The 16330-nt window shown below is 70.2% G+C and carries 13 protein-coding genes; 6 read left to right on the top strand and 7 right to left on the bottom strand.

Features of this window, described 5'->3' with window-relative positions; all coding sequences use genetic code 11:
- Window positions 1-173 precede the first annotated feature (173 nt).
- Window positions 174-641: a hypothetical protein gene (locus I8J34_RS15370; RefSeq protein ID WP_214362509.1), complete on the bottom strand. Its 468-nt coding sequence runs from the start codon at window positions 639-641 to the stop codon at window positions 174-176.
- Window positions 642-786: 145 nt separating this feature from the next.
- On the opposite strand from I8J34_RS15370, the gene I8J34_RS15365 reads away from it, so the two are divergent.
- Window positions 787-1338 carry a cob(I)yrinic acid a,c-diamide adenosyltransferase gene (locus tag I8J34_RS15365; RefSeq protein WP_214362508.1) on the top strand — a complete coding sequence of 184 codons (552 nt, stop codon included), beginning with the start codon at window positions 787-789 and terminating at the stop codon, window positions 1336-1338.
- Window positions 1339-1474: 136 nt separating this feature from the next.
- On the opposite strand, the gene I8J34_RS15360 is transcribed toward I8J34_RS15365, so the two are convergent.
- Window positions 1475-3502: a methyl-accepting chemotaxis protein gene (locus I8J34_RS15360; RefSeq protein ID WP_214362507.1), complete on the bottom strand. Its 2028-nt coding sequence runs from the start codon at window positions 3500-3502 to the stop codon at window positions 1475-1477.
- 206 nt (window positions 3503-3708) lie between these two features.
- Here I8J34_RS15360 and msrA point away from each other — a divergent pair, with 206 nt between their 5' ends.
- Entirely contained in the window at window positions 3709-4311 is a 603-nt protein-coding gene (gene msrA, locus I8J34_RS15355; protein WP_214362506.1) for a peptide-methionine (S)-S-oxide reductase MsrA, read from the top strand.
- A gap of 13 nt (window positions 4312-4324) precedes the next feature.
- Here msrA and I8J34_RS15350 read toward each other — a convergent pair whose 3' ends face one another.
- Window positions 4325-5248 (bottom strand): pyridoxal-phosphate dependent enzyme, encoded by a 924-nt coding sequence (locus I8J34_RS15350; protein WP_214362505.1) that lies wholly within the window; start codon window positions 5246-5248, stop codon window positions 4325-4327.
- Window positions 5249-5550: 302 nt separating this feature from the next.
- On the opposite strand from I8J34_RS15350, the gene I8J34_RS15345 reads away from it, so the two are divergent.
- The 3 genes from I8J34_RS15345 (at window position 5551) to I8J34_RS15335 (ending at window position 8581) form a co-directional block, all read left to right on the top strand.
- Complete coding sequence (locus tag I8J34_RS15345) at window positions 5551-6153, top strand: hypothetical protein (RefSeq protein ID WP_214362504.1); 603 nt, start codon at window positions 5551-5553, stop codon at window positions 6151-6153.
- A gap of 286 nt (window positions 6154-6439) precedes the next feature.
- Window positions 6440-7489, top strand: coding sequence for an RNA methyltransferase (locus tag I8J34_RS15340; protein WP_214362503.1), 1050 nt, complete (start codon window positions 6440-6442; stop codon window positions 7487-7489).
- Window positions 7490-7666: 177 nt separating this feature from the next.
- Window positions 7667-8581: a PEP-CTERM sorting domain-containing protein gene (locus I8J34_RS15335; RefSeq protein WP_214362502.1), complete on the top strand. Its 915-nt coding sequence runs from the start codon at window positions 7667-7669 to the stop codon at window positions 8579-8581.
- A 204-nt stretch (window positions 8582-8785) separates the two neighbouring features.
- Here the strand turns inward: I8J34_RS15335 and I8J34_RS15330 are convergent, their stop codons facing one another.
- From I8J34_RS15330 to I8J34_RS15315, 4 genes are read right to left on the bottom strand one after another with little or no spacing between them, the layout of a single operon-like run.
- Window positions 8786-9877, bottom strand: a complete 1092-nt coding sequence (locus I8J34_RS15330) for a lipocalin-like domain-containing protein (protein ID WP_214362501.1) — start codon at window positions 9875-9877, stop codon at window positions 8786-8788.
- Window positions 9874-12375, bottom strand: coding sequence for an ABC transporter permease (locus tag I8J34_RS15325; RefSeq protein ID WP_214362500.1), 2502 nt, complete (start codon window positions 12373-12375; stop codon window positions 9874-9876). The genes I8J34_RS15330 and I8J34_RS15325 overlap by 4 nt, the downstream gene beginning before the upstream one ends.
- A complete protein-coding gene (locus I8J34_RS15320) occupies window positions 12362-13027 on the bottom strand; it encodes an ABC transporter ATP-binding protein (protein ID WP_214362499.1) in 666 nt (221 codons plus the stop codon). The genes I8J34_RS15325 and I8J34_RS15320 overlap by 14 nt, the downstream gene beginning before the upstream one ends.
- 8 nt (window positions 13028-13035) lie before the next feature.
- Window positions 13036-14196 carry a ChaN family lipoprotein gene (locus tag I8J34_RS15315; RefSeq protein ID WP_214362498.1) on the bottom strand — a complete coding sequence of 387 codons (1161 nt, stop codon included), beginning with the start codon at window positions 14194-14196 and terminating at the stop codon, window positions 13036-13038.
- Window position 14197: 1 nt separating this feature from the next.
- On the opposite strand from I8J34_RS15315, the gene I8J34_RS15310 reads away from it, so the two are divergent.
- On the top strand, window positions 14198-16327 hold the full coding sequence (locus I8J34_RS15310) for a M1 family aminopeptidase (RefSeq protein ID WP_214362497.1): 2130 nt from the start codon (window positions 14198-14200) through the stop codon (window positions 16325-16327).
- The last annotated feature ends 3 nt before the right edge of the window (window positions 16328-16330 follow it).

Below are 16330 nucleotides of genomic sequence, written 5' to 3'. Positions count from 1 at the left end.
GCGCCGGTGTGAAATCAAAGCGGGCATCTTAGCATGGCGCTTTGCACAATCGGGACGCCCGCCGGCACCGATATCCGCCCGCGATCCCGCCGCCACGCCGCCTCCGGGCGCGATCGACCCGCAGCACCGGACGGACCGATGGGCGGGTCGCGGAGAGGCCGGCGCAGGCCGGCTTACGGGAGATTGAGGATCAGGGAAATGCTCGGTTCGCGATCGACGATGACACGACGGTGCACCGGCACATGGCGCACCACCGGCCGGTAGCCGTAGTAGCCATAGGCGGGCGCATGCGCGTGGCCGCGATGCCAGCCGCGATCGCCATGCCGCGCGACTTGGCGGTCATGGCGCTCGCGGTAAATGTGGCGATCCTGACGTTTCACTTCCTGATGAATGCGCGCCCGCTCGCGCGGCGTCACACGGCCATCGGCATAGGCCCGGTGCTGCAGGCGGTCGATGCGATCCTGCCCGCGTTCGAGGCGGCGCGCCTCGGGACGGGTCAAATCGCCCGAACGCAGGCCACGCTCGATACGATGCTGCTGGCGATCCTGGCGAGCATCCACCCGGTCACCGCGATCCGCCATCGCCGGCACGGAGAACGTGCATGCAGCGAGAATGGCGCCCAGCGTGATGATTCGTTTCATGGTCAGACTCCTTGTCGTGTTGTGTGAGTGGGGCCCACACCCGCAACAACGCCGACCCACCGCAAACGGAAGACACCCCGGTTGTAAGCATTGGTAAGCCACCCCCGCTACAATCGGACGACTTCAACCAACACACGACACCGCCATGGGACACCGCCTCTCCAAGATCTATACCCGCACCGGCGACGCCGGCACCACCGGCCTCGGCGACGGCAACCGCGTCTCCAAGAACAGCCTGCGCATCCACTCGCTGGGCGAGGTCGACGAGCTCAACGCCTGCGTCGGCCTGCTGCTCACCGAAACCCTGCCCGACGACGTGCGCGCCCTGCTCACCGACGTGCAGCACGACCTCTTCGATCTGGGCGGCGAAGTGTGCATCCCCGGCATGAGCATGATTTCCACCAAGCAGGTCGACAAACTCGAAGCCGCGCTCGACGCCTGGAACGAATCGCTGTCACCGCTCAAGGACTTCATCCTCCCCGGCGGCTCCCGCGCCGCCGCCCAGGCCCACCTCTGCCGCACCGTCTGCCGCCGCGCCGAACGCATGCTGGTCGGCCTGGCGCAGGAAGAAGCGGTGAACGACGGCCCGCGCCAATACCTCAACCGCCTGTCCGACCTGCTCTTCGTGCTCGGCCGTCACCTCAACAAGGTGGACGGGCATGGGGATGTGCTGTGGCAGAAAGGGAAGAATGCCTGAGCGGTGCAAGGCGTGATTCGTAGCCCGGATGCAGGCCGCAGGCCGGAATCCGGGGCCATCGCCTGAGCCACCACCGCCCCTGGATTCCGCTGCGCTGCATCCGGCCTACGGGCCTCAGGAGATCGTGAACAGTCTCTTACACCCGGAAGCGCGCCACATTCCCCTGCAACTGCGAGGCCAGGCCTTCGAGGCGGTTGGCGGTGCTGGCCGTTTCGCTGACGGCGGCGTTGTTTTCTTCGGCCATCTGGGCGATGCGCTCGACGTTGCGGGCGATCTCGGTGCTGGCGGCGCTTTGTTCGCGCAGGGCCAGCGAGATGTCGCTGACCGAGGCCACCACCTGGCGTGCGCCGTCGCGGATCTGTTCCATCGAGCCGCCGGCACGCGAGGTCAGTTCGACGCCGTTGCGCACCCGCGCCACGCCGTGATGCATGGAGGCGACCGCGTCGCTGGTGCCCTGTTGCACGGCGCTGACCATGGTGGAGATTTCTTCGGTGGCACGACCGGTGCGTTCGGCCAGCTTGCGCACTTCGTCGGCCACCACGGCAAAGCCGCGTCCGGTCTCGCCGGCGCGGGCCGCTTCGATGGCGGCGTTGAGCGCCAGCAGGTTGGTCTGGTCGGCGATTTCCTTGATGGCCTTGACGATCGAGGATATCTGCTCGGAGGCGGCGCCGAGTTTTTCGATGACATCGGCGGCGTCATTCACGCCGCGGGCGATCTGTTCCATCTCGGCCACGGTTTCGGACACCACATGCGCACCGTCGTCGGACAGTGCGCCGGAGCGCGTCGAGATGTCCTCGGCCACGCCGGCATGGCGGCTGATCTCGTCGATACCGACGGTCATCTCCTCCACGGCCGCGGCCATGCTGGACGCAGCATCGCTTTGCTGCTCGGAACTGTGTGCCACCTGGGCCGACGATTGCGCCAACGCCGTCGAGGCCTGGCTGACCTGCGCGGCACCGGACTGAACCTGGCGGATCACGTCGGCGAAGGCGTTGGCCATGCCGTTGAACTGGTCGGCCACTTCGCGTAGCTCGTCGCGCGCTGTGAAGGCGATGCGTGCGGTCAGGTCGCCACCGGCGAGGGCCCGGGCACCGGCGCTCAGTTCGCGCACCGAGCCGAGAATCGCCAGATAGGCCGCGGTGGCGACATAGAGCAGCATCAGCACCGCGAACAGCGACACGCCCATGGCGACGACGAAGTCCTGCCGCGCATGGGCATAGCGGGTCTCGAGCAGTTGCTGCACGGTGGGCAGCATCACTTGCGTGGCCTGGCCGAAGACCAGGTCCATGGCTTTGGTGCCGATCTCGAAGAAGGCCGCCGGAGCGGTATCGAAATTGTTTTCGAGAATGCGGGTCAGCTCGCCGCGCATCTGCGCCACGGCCGTGGTCAGCTCCTGGCGCATGCCGCCGATCGCCGCGGTGAGCGCGGGGTTGGCCTCGGCGGCGCGCGCAAGGTTTTCGTCCAGGTCGTCGAGGGTCTTGTTCAGTTCGCCGATCTGGACACTCAGCTGGAAGCTGGTGTCGGCATTGATCAGCATCGCCGACAGCGCACCCGAGCCGATTGCGCGCAGGCGGCCGAGGCGCTCGCCGGTGTCCGGCATGCCGCGCAGCAGGGCGCCGATGAGTATCGACGAATCGGCCGAGGCGTCGGTGGTCAGGCCCAACTCGTCGCCCATCCGGCGCACTCCCTCGAGGGCATGCGCCACCAGCTGCGAATGCGCGGCCCGGTTGTCCACCTGCGCCATCGACATGCCGTTGTCGGCAATGCTCTGCCACTGGGCCTTGCTCTTCGCCCACAGCGCCATCACGCCGTCACTGGCGCCGGCCTGGGCATAGGCGGTGTCGACGGCGGCGATGGCGCTCGCCACCGACTCCCGCGTACTCGCCAGCCGCGCTTCGAGCGCCGCATCCCGCCCGCCCAGCACGGCCGCCGACAGGCCGCCGTGCTGCTGGGCCACCTGTACGAAGTCCATCACTTTGGCCAGCGCCCCCACGGCCACCGTCTCGTTCTGCAAGGCGCGCATTTCGGTGCGCTTGGCGTCGATCAGGCCGGCCAGCAAGAAACCGATGGCAAGCATCGACACCAGGGCCAGGGAAGCGAACTTCCATGGGTAGCGCAGCCGGTTGAGCAGCGCAACGGCAGGAGAGAAAAGAAAGGTCATCATGTGTCCTCGTCCATCTGCGGCACCGGAAGGTCGGGGGTATTCCACACGTCCGGCCCGCCGCACGATGGGAATGCGGTCAAAGGTGTGCCCTATGATCGTCACATTCGGGGGCGAACTTGAGAAATATCAAGTACGCCCCCCTGGCCGCATGGAACGCGCCGAGCGCGGCGCGGTCTTCACTCAAGGTTTGGGATCGGGAGATCTGCATGCACGCTTCGCGACGCATCCGGCGCCTGACCGGCATCCTGGCCGCCCTGTCGCTCGGCGCAGCCCTGCCTGCATGGGCCGCCGACGAGGCCGTGGCCACCTTCGCCGGCGGTTGCTTCTGGTCGCTCGAAGCCGCTTTCGACAAGGTGCCGGGCGTGCTCGACACCACCACCGGCTACATCGGCGGCAGCGACACGGCCCCCACCTACGAGAGCGTCACCTACGGCAACAGCGGCCATCGCGAGGCGGTGCAGGTGCGCTATGACCCGGCCCGGGTCGACTACGAGACGCTGCTCATCGCCTACTGGCACAGCATCAACCCGGTCGACCGCCGGGGGCAGTTCTGTGACGTGGGGCCGTCCTACACCACCGCCATCTACACCCACTCACCGCAGCAGCGGCGCCTGGCCGAAGAGTCGCGCATGGTGCTCGAACAGCTCAAGTTCCGCCGCAAGCTGGCCACCGAGGTGCACGACGCCACGCCCTTCCATCCGGCCGAAGCCGCGCACCAGGACTTCGCCCGCCAGCACCCCGAGGCCTATGCGCGCTACCGCCGCCAGTGCGGCACGGATGCCGCGCTGGCGGCGATCTGGGGGCGCTAGGGGCTGTGGACCTCTAGCCGGGCAGCTCGGCCGACCAGCGCGCCAGCTGTTCGGCGGTGGCCGTGGCGCCGCCGCAGACGATCACCAGCACGCGCTTGAAGTCGGCCAGCGCCGGCAAGGCGTCGTACACCACCGCCAACGCCGCGCCGCAGGCCGGCTCCACCAGCAGACGGTGGTCGTCCAGAAAGCGGCGGCAGGCGCGCACCGCGGCGGCGTCGGACACCTGCACCGGCCGCACCGGATGGCGCTGCGACAGCGCAAAGGCCTGATCGCACACCTGCTTGGCGCCCAGCGAGGTGGCAATGCTGGTGATGGCCTCGATGGCCACCGGCTTGCCGGCAGCCATGGCCGCCTGCAGCGAGGCCGCGCCGTGAGTCTCCACCGCCAGCACCGGCACCTCGTCCCAACCGGCGCGTTGCAGCCCCTCGATCACGCCGGACATCAGCCCGCCGCCGCCGACCGACAGCACCACCGCATCGGGGCGCAGCCCGGCCGCGGCGACCTCGTCGATCATGCTGGCATGCCCCTGCCACAGCAGCGGATCGTCGAAGGGGTGGATGAAGGCATCGCTTGCCTCGACCATCGACTGCGCCAGCGCATTGGCTTCCACCCAGCTGCTGCCATGGACGATCACCTCGGCATCGGCCTCGCGCAACAGCTCGATGGCGCGCGCCGAGGTCGTCTGCGGCACCACGACCACCACCGGCACCGACAGGCTGCGCCCGGCATGCGCCACCGCCAGCCCGGCATTGCCACCCGACGAGGACACGAAACGCATCGCGCCGCGCTGCCGATGGTGCTCGCAGGCCAGCCCAACCCCACGCAGCTTGAACGAGCCGGGCGGCTGCAGCGCCTCCAGCTTGAGCCACACCTGCGTGCCGGCGGCGCGCGACAGGGCCAGGGATTCGAGCAAGGGGGTTTGAATATGGAGGGGCATGGCGGCGTGCATCTCGCAGGATATCGGGAAGACCCGGAGCCTATCACTTCCCTCAGCGATGCCGCACATTGCAGCCCGGCGCCCAAGTCTCACCCCCGCGCCGGCCATGGCTCCCGGACGCATGGGTGACATTACCCCTTACGGTTTATCCGGCAGCCGCGGGCACCTGTCGACAACAACCCTATTCACATATGCACCATTCCTACGTACACTCCCCCGCGGCATGCTTTCCAGACCCGCTTGAGCATGCTCTCAGATGTCATACGAAAGTCGCATTCACAACCTGTTTTTCGGGAGCTCCGATGAATTTCCTTCGCATTCTGCTGATTGCCTCCACCCTCGCACTGGTCGGCTGCGCGTCGACGCCGATGAAAGTGGCCGAGACCCAGACCGTCCCGCAGGCCCGCGCCGACGAATCGCAAGTGGTGTTCATGCGCTCGTCCTTCCTTGGCAGCGCCATCAGCGCATCGCTCTACGATGTGAGCAAGGGCGAGCCGAAGTTCATCGGCATCATCGACAACGGCACCAAGATCGCCTACCCCTCCGAGCCGGGCAAGCGGGTGTTCATGGTGGTGTCCGAAGCGGCCGACTTCATGGAAGCCAACCTGCAGCCGGGCAAGACCTACTACAGCCTGGTCACCCCGCGCATGGGCATGTGGAAGGCGCGCTTCTCGCTGTGGCCGATCCGCAACGACGGCACCACCGAGTACAACACCGGCACCGACGCCTTCAACGGCTGGCTGACCGGCACCAAGCTGGTCGAAAATTCGCACGAAACCCTGGCCTGGAACACCGCCAACATCGACAGCATCAAGTCGAAGTACGCCGAGTACTGGGCCGTGTGGAAGGAAAAATCGGCCGAAGACCTGGCCGCCCGCACGCTGAACGCCAGCGACGGCAAGTAAGCCGGCATCCCCGAAAGAGCGCCCCCGAGCGGGCGCTCTTTTTTTGTCCACCGCCGGCGGCCGGCCAGTCGGTCTACAATCGCGCCCTGCCCTCCCCCGGCATCCGACAGTGCGTAGCCCGGATGCAGGCCGAGGGCCGGAATCCGGGAGCGTCGCTTGAGCCACCACCGCTCCCGGATTCCGCCGCGCTGCATCCGGGCTACGGACCTGTGGCCGATCCGCAATGACGACGCCGGCCACTCGGACTACAATCGCGCCCGACCTTTTCGTCTCATTCGTCCGCCCCATGCGTATCGACACCCTCCGCCAGCAATTACGCGACCTCGGCGCCAAGCCCTGCCACGAGGCGAGGCTGATGCGCGCCTGGACGCAGCGCCTGCCGCTCGATGGCGGGCCGCGTCCGGCCGAGCATTTCCTGCCGCAGGCGGTGCGCGACGCGCTGGGCACCATCACCCCGATGCTCGACGGCCTGGCCACGCTCAAGTCCGAGCATCCCGGCGAGGACGGCGCCTCGCGCCTGTTGGTCGCGCTGGCCGACGGCCAGACGGTGGAGAGCGTGCTGCTGCCGCGCGGCGGGCTGTGTGTGTCCACCCAACTGGGCTGTGCGGTCGGCTGCGTGTTCTGCATGACCGGGCGCGAGGGGCTGATCCGCCAGCTCGGCAGCGCCGAGATCGTCGCCCAGGTGGTGCTGGCGCGGCGCCTGCGGGCGGTCAAGAAGGTGGTGTTCATGGGCATGGGCGAGCCGGCCCACAACCTCGACAACGTGCTTGAGGCCATCGACCTGCTCGGCAGCGAGGGCGCCATCGGTCACAAGAACCTGGTGTTCTCCACCGTCGGCGATCCGCGCGTGTTCGACGCCCTGCCGCGCCAGCGCATCAAGCCGGCGCTGGCGCTGTCGCTGCACACCACCGACGCCGCGCTGCGCGAGCGGCTGCTGCCACGTGCACCGCGCATCACCCCCGAAGACCTCGTCGAGGCCGGCGAACACTACGCCCGCGCCACCGGCTACCCCATCCAGTACCAATGGACACTGATCGAGGGCGTCAACGACAGCCAGGCCGAAATGGACGGCATCGTTCGCCTGCTCAAGGGCAAGTTCGCGCTGATGAACCTGATCCCCTACAACAGCATCGACGGCCTCGGCTTCCGCCGGCCGAGCTGGGAGGCGGCCGCCGCCCATGCGCGCTTCCTGCACCGCGCGGGCATCCTCACCAAGCTGCGCCATTCGGCCGGCCAGGAGGTCGACGGCGGCTGCGGCCAGCTGCGGGCGCGCCAGGTGACGCGGGTGCGCCCGCCCATCCGCCAAGCGCAAAAACAGACCGCTTCCAGCGCCTGAGCGCCCCGCCGTCCGGCCTTTGCGGGCATTTGTCACACTGCCCGGAAAACGCCCTGCCAAACCCGTCACACCCCGCTTTCGGATGCCGCCCCGAGGCCTCTGTCCGCCTCTATCCTCGCGCCGTGTGTATTTCCCGCGCCGCTATGCGGGATGCCGAATTCCGAATCGAGGTGTGTTTTGAAACGACGTACGCGCAAGCGTCTGATGCTCTGCGGCGCGGCCATTGCCGGTCTCGCCGTCCCCGTGTGCACGGCACTGGCCCTGCTCCTGCTCAATCACGGCAAGTCCGCACCGTCGGCCGACGAGGGTGCGCCGGCCGCGAGCGACACGCTGCCCACCGGCTACGCCTTGGCGCCGGCGGCCCGCCCGGCCCTGCCGATGCCGCCACGGCTTCTCATGCTGCCGGCCGAGGACGGCAGCCACCAGCTCGCCGCCCTTGGCATGCCGGATATCGGCAGCCCCGCCGGCCGGCCTCCGGCACCGGCCGGTGCCGCGCCGGCCGTGCCGCCGGGCGCTGCACCGGGGGCGTCCTCGGGCAAGCGTCGCAACGGCACGCCGGGCAAGCTGCCGGGCAGCACGCCGGGCTATCTCACCGCCGGCGGCAACCCACCGGCTGGCAACGGCACCCCCGCGGAGGGCAATGGCAACCCCCCAGCCGGCAATGGCGAAAACACACCCCCGGGTGCCGGGAATCCGCCGTCCGGCGGCAATCCGCCCGGAAACGGTGCGCCCCAAAACGGCGCCCCCGGGAACGGCCCGGGCGGCAACACGCCGCCGCAAACACCCCCCAACACACCGCTTGCCGACGCTGGCAATCCGCCCGGCCCGCAGGGTGACGCGCCGCCCGCCGGCGACGGCCCCGGCCAGTCGCCGACGCCGCCGTCCGATGGCACACCGCCGGAAACCCCGGCCGACGGGCCGAGCTTCACCCCCGACCCGGCACCGGAACCTTTCCAGGATCTGCCGCTGGAGACCATCGGGCTGCCGGTCGAAGGCGAGCAGCCGCTCAACACCGTACCCGAACCCGGCGTGCCGGCGCTGCTGGTCACCGCCCTGGCGGCATTGGGGCTGGCGCGGCGGCGTCAGGTTTGAAGCGGGCGGCCCGGTCGGCGACCGGGCTCTGCTTCTCAACTGTCGTCGCCCCTGTAGGGCGGGTTTCAACCCGCCATGGTCGGCTAAAGGCGACCCTACGCAGCGTCGAGTCTTTGCGGGCGCTGCGCCCGATTGACGGCCCCCACGTTTCCTGGCCCCCTCGGGGGGCCTGACGCAACGCCGCAGGTCTGGGGCACTCGGCATTCAGCGCCCGTAGCCGGTCAGCTCCATGTAGCCCATGCCGCCGGCACCCCCGTCGACCTGCACCACCCCTTCCCAGTAAGGCACGCGCCCGCCCATCCACTGATCGTCGATGAGCGCGCGCACCGTCCACTCGCGCCCCAGCCCCGGCAGTCGCACCCGCCAGACGAGCGGCAGCTCACGGACGGCCTTGGGGTCGGCCGCGGTCGGCGTGCGCACGCGGCGGGTGTCGAGCACCGTGAGCGCGATGTCGTCGGCGCCGAGGGTGCGCGCCGTGCCGTCCGGGGCCACCCAGCTACCGCTCAGCCAATGCTTTCCGTCATCGTGGCGCAGGCGGTACACCATCAGCGCATGGCCGTCAGCCAGGTGCAGCGAGAACCAGTCCCAGCCTTGCTGGTTGTCGGCCAGTGGCTGCGAGCTCCATTCGCGGTCGAGCCAGCCGGTGCCGGTGAGCGCCACCGGGCGCCCGCCCTGCACGATCTGCCCGCGCACCGCGATATGCGGCTGGCTGTAGTAGTAGCTGGCCTGTCCCTGGGCGGACTTGCGGCTGTAGCCGCCCTCGCCCTGCAGCACCGGCGGCGTGTCGCTGCCCAGCTGCATGTCGACCGTCGCCTCGCCGACGCTGAAGCGCAGCCGGCCGGGCAGCACCGACGGCCCCTCGCCGGTCAGCGACCAGTCGTCCAGCCAGGCGGCGAAAGCACCGTTGTCGAGGCGCACATCGGCCTGCCCCACCCCGCCGCGGGCAAAGCGCTGTTCATGCCGGTGGCCCTCGGGCGTGGTGATGGCCGCATGCGCCATCCACATCTGGTTGCTGTCCCAGCCCTCGGTGTCGGTGGCCGGGCTCATGGCCTGGCGGAACAGCGTCCACTGCAGGCCCCAGTCACGACCCTCGGCATCCTTGAGGTTGGCGGTGAGATACCACCACTCGATGCGGTAATCCGGATGCGGCAGATGATCGGCCGGGAAGCTGAAGGCGCGGCCAGGCTCCACCGCCGCATAACCCTCGCCGGTGCTGCGTAGCACCTGGTAGGGGTCGTCCTGCGCGGCGGCCGGGCCGGCGAACAGCATCAGCAACACGAGCCACAGCCGTTTCATGACGCACTCCCCAGCTGCGCCATCGCCTGCGGCAGTTTGCGGGTCAGCTGGGTCAGCACGATCGCCAGCACCAGCGCGACGATGCCGGCGCTGAGCAGGCCGAGCTTGAGCGCCGGCAGCGGCGACCACAGCATGGGCATGCTCCAGCCGAAGGCCATCACGTTGAGGTCATGGATCAGCAGCCATGAGAGCAGCGCGCCGAGCGGGATCGCCAAAAGCCAGGTGAGGCCGACGAAGAGGCCGAGCGGCAGCGCGATCACCCGCAGCAGTTCGCGCCGTGTCACACCGAGCGCGCGCCACTGGGCGAATTCGGGCAGACGCTCGTGCAGGATCGCCAGCAACGCGGTCAGCAGCGCGGCGCCGGCCACCAGCAAGGTGAGCGTGTTCATGGCGGCCGTCATGGCGAAGGTGCGGTCGAAGATCTTGAGCGACAGGCGCTTGATGTCGCCCTGGGCGGACCACTCGCCCGGCTGCACGCCGGCCGCCTGCAAGGCCGCCTCGGCCGCCGCCTCGCTCGCACCGGGCGTGAGCCACAGCGCCAGCCCGGTCGGCTGCACCGCGTGCCAGCGGCGCTCCAGCGCCTCGCGCGGCAGGTAGAACTGGTAGTAGGGATTGCCATAGTCATGGAAGAAGCCGACCACGGTGTAGTCGGCCGGCCCGTCGTCGGCCGGCAGCGTGACTGTCTGCCCCAGTTGCAGGCCGCCCAGATAGTGCGCCTGCTCGTTGGCGAGGATCGGCGGCGGCATGCCCGCACCTGCCGACCAGCGCGCCAGCGCCTGCGGCGCGGCCGTGGCCAGCGGCAGGCGGTGCGTGTCGGGCGTGGTGGTGTCGAGGCCATACACCTTGGCCGGTCGGCCCTGCCAGCGCAGGGTCACGCCTGTGCGCGCATGGCCGGCCGCCAACCACCCGGCATTGGCCGGATCGGCGACGAAGCGCGGCGCATCGAGCCGGGGGCTGTTCACATAGAGATCGGCGCCGAGGCGCTGGTCCAGCCAATCGGCCAGCGCGGTGCGAAAGCTGCCGATCAGCGTCTCGACGCCGAGGTTGGCTGTCAGCGCCAGCAACAGCGCCATCATCGCCGTGCGCAGCGCCGGCAACTGGGCGCGGCCGTCGCTGACGATCCAGCGCCGGGCCAGCGGCGCGCCCGCCAGCGCCCGCCCGAGCCCCCGTTGCGCCGCAGCCAGCAGCGCCGGCAAGGCCCAGGCGGCGGCGAACAGCACCAGTGCCAGCAGCACGAAGCCGCCCACCACGGTGCGCATATGCCAATACACCGCCACGGCAAGCAGCACCATGCCCGCCGCGCCGACGAGCAGCACCCGCCGCGCACGCGCGTCGTCACGCCAGGCGGCGGCCGCCGTGTTGGCGGCGATCACCGGGCCGCGCAGTTGCAGCAGCAGGGGCCAGGCCAGCGCCAGCGCCAGGCCGGCCAGCGTCAGCGCCCAGGCGAGCGCCACGGTGCGCACATCGAGCAGCACCTCGCTGCCGACCACCGCGCCGTAGAGATTCTGCAGGGTGGCGCTCATGCCGGGCAGCAAGGCAAGGCTGATGCCGTAGCCGGCGGCCAGGCCGAGCGCGCAGCCGATCACGCTCCACACCAGGGTTTCGGCCAGCACCGCGAGCGTCAGCGCACGCATGCTGACGCCCATCAGGCGCAAGGTGCGCAGCGTCGGGCGGCGATACCACAGCGAGAAGCGCACCGCGTTGAAGACGATGAACAGGCCGACCGCGAAGGACAGCAGGCTCATGGCCGTGAGCTGGGTGTGCAGGCTGGCGGTGAGCTCGGTGAGGTCGACCCGCTGCTGGTTGGCTTCGAGCTGCAGATCGGCCGGCAGCGCATCGACCAGCCGGGCCGCCTCGGCGGGGGTGATCGCCCCGACCGCCAGGGCGGTGAAATGCTCGCGCCCGAGCAGCGACAGCGCCGCGCCGACATCCATCAGGATCTGCCGCCCCTGCTGTTCGCGCGCGGCGATGACGGCCGGCGGCAGACGGCGGCCGTCGTGCAGGGCCAGCCGGTCGCCGGCGGCGACACCCAGCTCCTGCGCCAGCGCGGCCGGGTACCAGGCCTGGTAAGGCGGCTGGATGAAGGCCAGCCAGTCGAGATCGGCCTCGTCGAGCGCCTCGCCGCCGTCGCCCGTCGGCAGCGCCAGCAGATCGGTGGCGACGATCGCCAGCGGCGCATTGTCGGCAGTGGCCACGCGCGCCTGCACCACCGGGAACACCTGCCGGAAACCGGCCCGGCGCAGCGCGATGTAGTCGGCCGGCGCCACCCCGGCGCCGCTGCGGCTGCGGATCCAGTGCGTGGCCTGCGCGCCGAGCATGTAGTCCGCCTCGGCATAGCTGGCCCGCGCATGGCTGTTGATGACCTGCACCGCCGACCACAGCGCGACGCCGGCCACCAGCCCCGCGAGCAGGAACAGCGCTTGCCACGGGTGGCGCCGGTAGTGGCTGAGCAGCGCGCGCAGGACGCCGCCGAGCCGCTCCGGTTCAGCCGGGCGCATGCTGCAGCCGGCCGTCGTGCAGCCACAGGCGGCGGTCGAGGTAGTCGGCCATGCCGTGGCTGTGGGTGACCATCAGCAAGGCGCTGCCGGCCGCCTGCACCAGCTCGCGAAACAGCGCCATCACCGCCCCGCTGCTGCGCTCGTCGAGGTTGCCGGTGGGCTCGTCGGCGAGCACCAGCGGCGGGCGATGCAGCAGCGCGCGGGCGATCGCCACGCGCTGCTGCTGGCCGCCGGAGAGTTGGTGCGGGTATTTGTCGAGCTGAGCGCCAAGGCCGAGGCGCTCGACCAGTTCGGCCTCGAAGGCCGGGTCGAGCCGGTCGCACAGCGCGGCCTGGAAGCGGATGTTGTCGGCCACCGTCAGGGTGCCGATGAGATGGAACTGCTGGAACACCAGGCTCACGGTGCCGCGGCGCAGCGCCGCCAGCGCGCGCTCGTCAAGCATCGAGAGCGTCTGCCCGCCGACCTCGATACGGCCGGCGTCGGGCGCGTCGAGCCCGGCGGCCAGGTGCAGCAAGGTGCTCTTGCCGCTGCCGCTCTCGCCCAGCAGGGCCACCGCCTCGCCGGGCGCGATGGCCAGGTCGACGCCGGCCAGCACGGTGACCTCGCCCTCGGGCTGGGCATAGCGCTTGACCACCCCGTCGAAGCGCAGCATGGGCGCGCTCACTGCGGCCGGCGCGGCGGCGATTCGCCGTCCAGCATGACCATCACGGTCGATTCGCTGGCGCTGCCGAACCAGTTGCGATGGCGGTAGCGGACCATCACCTTGTCGCCCGGCTTCTTGTCGAGCAGCGCCATCTTGACGGCGGCAAAGCCGGCGGTGGGCGCCCCGTCGATGGCCAGCAGGATGTCGTCCTTGGCAATGCCGGCCATGCCCAACGCACTCTCCTCGGTCAGCGCACCGACACGCACGCCCTCCGGCGTGTTCTCCAGGAAGGCGCCGAGCAGGCCGGCGGGCGGCAGCTCGCGTGGGGCCGAGAGCACGAAGAAATCGGCGATGCCCGGCTCGGCGGTGTGCTCGCCGGCCACCAGCACGGTACGCACCGGCCGCCCGATGCGCCGCTCCAGCCGCGCCGGGATGCCGTCACGAAAGGCGATGTGACCGCTGCCGGCGAAGATGAGCATGCGCCGGCCCGGGTGCGCCGCCATGTAGCGGGCGGCGGAGTCGGCCATGGTTTCGTCCCAGGTCAGCATCACGTCGAGGAAGTGCGCGAAGTTGGCCCCCTCCATCGGGTGCATATTGAAGGCGGTGCGTACCCGCGCCTCGTAGGCCGCGTTGCCGCGCACATAGTCGGCCGGCAGCGTGGCGCGCTCATCGGGCGACAGCGCCGCCAGCCCCTTCTGGCCGATCTTGCGGGTCAGCTCGGCCGGCGCGTTGAGCGCGACGATGGGGATGCGGTTGGCGCGCGCGTATTCGATCACCGGCCGATAGAGCCGATAATCGAAGCGCCAGCGGTCGAAATAGCCGGTGCGCTCGAGCATCTCGGTTTCATCGATGCGCCCGGCCAGGTAGTCGTCCAGCGGTTGCTGGTAGGGCGTCTGGAACCACTCCACGCCAATCGCCAGGTCCGGCGTGCGTGCATGGAGGAACTTCAGCGTTTCGAGCTGGACCAGATGATGGTCGTAGCGCGTGTGGGTTTCGCCGACCAGCACCGTGGCATCATCGGGCAGTGCCGCCAGGGTCTGCTGCAAGCTCGGCGCGCTGTCCAGCGCCAGCACCGGCGGGTTGAAGGGCGGCTCGGCCGACGCCACGGGCAGCGCCCACAGCACGGCAGCGGCCATGAGGGCGCGGCGCAACATCGGCAGAACGTGAGGTTTGATCATCGTGCATTTCCTGAAGCGGACACATTCCTGGCGCATGGCGGCGCTCGGTTGCGGCCTGATTGTAGCGGCTCTGCTGGCCCGCCCGGCGATGGCGCAAACGCCCATCGACCATGAACTGACGGTCCGCCTGCAGCCGGACAGCGGACGGATCGCCGTCACCGACCGGCTCACCCTGCCCGCCGATGCCGGCGGCGCCCTCGACTTCAGGCTCGCCGCCGAGCTGCAGCCCGTCGCCGAGGGCGCGCGTCTCGAGCGGTTGGACGACGCGGCCGACGGACGGTTCCAGCGCTATCGCCTGACGCCGGCCATCGCCGGCGCCCCCGTCACCCTGCGCTATGCCGGCCACATCGCCCCCGGCCCCGCGCGCGCCGACCACGGCATGCCACGCGCGGTAGTCGATGGCGACGGCGTGTTCCTCGACGGCGCCAGCGGGTGGTACCCCCGTACCGATGACCGGCCGATGCGCTTCAGGCTTACCGTCGAAGCGCCCGAAGGCTGGTCCGCCATCAGCCAGGGCCGGCGCGAGAGCGCGCTGCAATGGACCGCCGCCACGCCGCAGGACGACATCTACCTGCTCGCCGGCCCCTACCGGCGCCACGCCGCCGCCCATGGCGACATCACACTCGAGGTCTACCTGCGCAGCGACGAGCCCGCGCTGGCCGGCCGCTACCTGGCGGTGATGGGCCAATACCTCGACCTCTACGGCACGCTGATCGGCCCCTACCCCTATCCCAAGTTCGCCGTCGTCGAAAACCGCTGGCCCACCGGCTACGGCATGCCCTCCTTCACCTTGCTCGGCGCGCAGGTGATGCGCCTGCCCTTCATCCTGCATTCCTCGCTGCCACACGAGATCCTGCACAATTGGTGGGGCAACGGGGTGTGGGTGGATGTGCGCGGCGGCAACTGGTCCGAGGGGCTCACCGCTTACCTGGCCGACCATCTGATCCAGGAAGCCCGCGGCGCGGGCGCCGAATACCGCCGCAAGCTGCTCGAACGCTACGCCGCCTTCGCCGCCGACGGACGCGATCTGCCGCTGCGCGATTTCGTCAGCCGCCATAGCGACGCCAGCCAGGCGGTTGGCTACGGCAAGACGCTGATGCTCTTCCACATGCTGCGCCGGCACATGGGCGATGCCGCCTTCGTCGCCGCGCTGCGCACGCTGTGGCAGCAGCACCGCTTCACGGCGGTCGACTTCGACAGCGTGCGCCGCGTCTTCGCCGCCACCTCGCCGGCCGGACACCTCGACGACCTGTGGCTCGATCGCGCTGGCGCCCCGGCGCTCAAGATCACGCAGCTGGCCGTCACGCCCGGCGCCGACGGCCATCACGTGCTGCACCTGAGCGTGCGCCAGACCCAGCCCGGCCCGGCCTATCCGCTGCGCGTGCCGGTGGCCGTGCAGCTGGCCGGCTCGCCCGCCGTGCAACGCTTCGACCTCGTCTTCACCGGCCGCGAGGCGCGCCTGCGCCAGAGCTTTTCCGCCGCCCCGCTGCGTATCGACATCGACCCGGACTACGACGTCTTTCGCCGGCTCGACGCCGCCGAGCGCCCCGCCTCGCTGGCCAGCCTGTTCGGCGCGCGCCGCCAGTGGCTGGTCCTCCCCGCCGCCGCACCGGCCGCGGCACGCGCCGCCTGGCAGGCGCTGGCCGAGGCCTGGGCGCAGCGCTACGACAATGTCGACGTGGTGATGGACGACGCCCTAGACGCCCTGCCCAGCAAGGACGCCGTGTGGCTGCTCGGCTGGGACAACCGCTGGCGCGATGCCGTCGCCGAGCGGCTCGCGGGCGCCGGGCAACGCGTCGACACCGAGGCGGTGCACGTCGGCGATCAGACCTACCCGCGCGCCGACCACACCACCGTGCTACTCGACGTCGACACCGCCCGCGCCCCGCTTGGCTGGATCGGCGCCGACGCCCCGGCCGACATCGCCGCCCTGGCGCGCAAGCTGCCGCACTACGGCAGCGCCGGCCGGCTGGTGTTCGCCCGAGGCAGCGCCGCCAACCAGCGCCAGGACGCCCTGCCGGTGGCCCGCTCACCGCTGCGCCGGGTGCTCGGCGAACACGACCCCGGCCCACCGCCCGCGCATGGCAGCGCGCTGATCGACGTCACCGGGATGCGGCGGGATATCGACTGAAGC

The organism is Denitromonas iodatirespirans (genome assembly GCF_018524365.1).
GTDB lineage: Bacteria > Pseudomonadota > Gammaproteobacteria > Burkholderiales > Rhodocyclaceae > Nitrogeniibacter > Nitrogeniibacter iodatirespirans.
Note: the sequence above shows the minus strand (reverse complement) of the source record. Positions and strands in the feature narration are given on the sequence as shown.